General features: G+C 44.4%; 2 protein-coding genes. One reads left to right on the top strand and one right to left on the bottom strand.

Translation table 11 applies throughout. The features are described from left to right. The first annotated feature begins 48 nt into the window (after positions 1-48). On the top strand, positions 49-942 hold the full coding sequence (locus AB4653_RS11775) for a nuclear transport factor 2 family protein (protein ID WP_009846978.1): 894 nt from the start codon (positions 49-51) through the stop codon (positions 940-942). A 290-nt stretch (positions 943-1,232) separates the two neighbouring features. Here AB4653_RS11775 and AB4653_RS11770 read toward each other — a convergent pair. Beyond that, a partial coding sequence (locus tag AB4653_RS11770; protein WP_372104227.1) for a PLP-dependent transferase occupies positions 1,233-2,449 on the bottom strand: 1,217 nt, incomplete at its 5' end.

The raw sequence follows: 2,449 nt of genomic DNA, 5'->3' as shown, positions 1-2,449 counted from the left end.
GGCTAACATACAGGTGCTCAAACAAAACAAACCTAAAAAGGAAGAATCATGTCTATTAAATCTGTTGCAATCGGAATGGCTGTTTGTCTATTTACTGCCCCAAGCTTTGCTAACCTAAGCACCATTGATGCTCAAACTAATCAATCCATTAAACTAGCGGAAGGCTTCTATGAAGATGTACTGGTTTATAGGAATTTGAACAACTTCGGAAAGTACGTTGGTGACACTTACATCCAACACGCTACCGCTTATGGCGATGGACCAGCAGAACTGATTAAAGCGGTAGCTGGCGAGTTAACTGCTGATCCTGGCGTGAAAGTAGATATCTACCGTACCATTGCAGAAGGTCCTTATGTCGCAATACACTCTGTTTGGACAACTTCAGACGGTGCGGAATATGTTTATGTTGATATCTGGAGAGAAGAAAATGGCATGCTGGTAGAGCATTGGGATCACTACCAACAAGTTCCGGAAAAATCTGAAAACAAAAACACCATGTACCAAGGGCCAGACGCGAATATCTATGATGCAACTCAAGACATCGAGCGTAATCGAGGCAGAGCCATTGCTGTGTTGAAAAGCTTTGAAAACCCAGCGGATACAAGTGCGTTAAAAAAGTATATTTCTAGCGAAACCTATATTCAACACAACCCAGAGGTTCCAAATGGTAGAAAAGCATTGGTTGGTTACCTTGATTACTTAAACAGTAACGGGACTAAGCTAAAAACGGAGATAGCAAAAACAATCGCAATGGGTGACATGGTTCTTGTTCATTCGAAGCAAATTGACCTCGGTAAAAAAGGCGATTTAGGTGTTGGTTACATTGATATCTTCCGCTTTAATAACGAAGGGAAAATTGTAGAGCATTGGGATATTGCAGAAACTCAAACTGGAGAGTCAGCCAACGAGAACGATGTGTTTGGTTACCCTAGCCAACGTTAATTGCAGCTTCATTGAGTGGAAAAAGTGCTCCACATCAGTGTTGTCCAAAAAACTACTTTTTCCGCTCATATTTGCCTTATGTTATAAGAAATAAATTACCCATATTCTACGAGTTAAAGGCTATTAGGTGATTCATCGACGCATTTTTCTAAGATTTGTTCTAGATTGGTTTATGTTATTACCCGAAACCCAAAAGGCCTCGCACACGCGAGGCCTTACGTTTTTCATTTAACGTTTACAGCTACCCTACTTCACTGACTTCTCTTGTTAACTTTCCTTACTGACCTAAGTTACTGAGTAAGCTGACTGAACTTCGGCAAGCTCTTCACAAACCTCTGGTGTACATCCATATAGGTTTGCATATAGATTTCATCGATACTCTCACCACTCGGGAAACTCGATGAGAAGTCTGCGTGTTTGCGGTCAATCGACAATTTAGCGGCCTCGATAATGTGAGCGATGAACATTCGCGGATCTTCCAAGCCGATAGAGATACGCATTGTGGTTGGCTTGATGCCTGCTTCATTTAACGCTTCATCGCTGAGCTCTGAGTGCGTGGTCAGTGCTGGGCATAAGGCCACGGTGTTGGTTTGCCCTAAGCTCACTTGCATGCCGATTGCTGGCTCAAGCATGTCGAAGAACTGTTTAAACCCATCTCGATTGATTGGTTCACGGTCGCCGTTACCTTCCATATCGATTGTGAAAAGCGCCGCTGGTAAACCCAAGTACATGTTGTTCTGGCAGTGTTCATAGTTATCGCTTTCTGGCAAAGCTGGACACGACACATTGATGTCAGGGTGAGCGTCGAAGATCTTCGCGAGCGTCAGAGTGTTGATGGTTTTCTGCACCACACGCATCTCATAGGTTTTTATGCCATTGAGCACTTCAAACGCTTTGTCTGCATCTAAGAATGCGCCTTTGATGTAATACACATTCCAAAACAACGTTTCGTTCCATGGGATTGTGGCTTCATCACCGTTAGGCTTAGTGCAAGTGACCTCTTCTCCTTTTGGAACAAACATGGTCTCGTTGCGGCCAATCACAACCCCAGCTGTTGTGGTACCAGAACCCGCCAGTTCTTTGGTGTAGGAGTGAATCACATAATCAGGCCTTTCCATCACATCATCGCGTTTTAGTACTGGATGCAACAATGGAGTCCCCACTGTCGAGTCAACAATCACATCCCAACCACGAGAGTGACCTGCTTTACTGATACTAGCAACATCTAACACGTATCCATGCGGGTTACACGGTGACTCTAGGTAGACGTAGATTTTCTTACCCGCAGCGATTCGATCCGCGTATTTATCGGCAACCTCATCAAGTCGCGTCGCAAACTCATCCCCGGAGTAACCATCCACCCACTCTACCGCGACATTCAGGTTCGAAGGCTTGCCAAACCAATCTTCCAACAGTTGGTAAGAACCGCCGTAGATATTGCGTGAAGCTAAGACAATGTCTTCATACCCAAGTAGATGGCTCAACAACCCATCAATAGCGGCCTGAT

The sequence above is a fragment of the Vibrio sp. 10N.222.48.A3 genome (assembly GCF_041475345.1).
Lineage (GTDB): Bacteria > Pseudomonadota > Gammaproteobacteria > Enterobacterales > Vibrionaceae > Vibrio > Vibrio tasmaniensis_A.
The sequence above is the reverse complement of the archived record's forward strand: the minus strand, read 5'-3'. Positions and strand labels throughout refer to the sequence as shown.

Excerpts from the sequence above, each read along its gene's own strand:
- AB4653_RS11775 (WP_009846978.1), top strand. The coding sequence starts at position 49 with ATGTCTATTAAATCTGTTGCAATCGGAATGGCTGTTTGTCTATTTACT.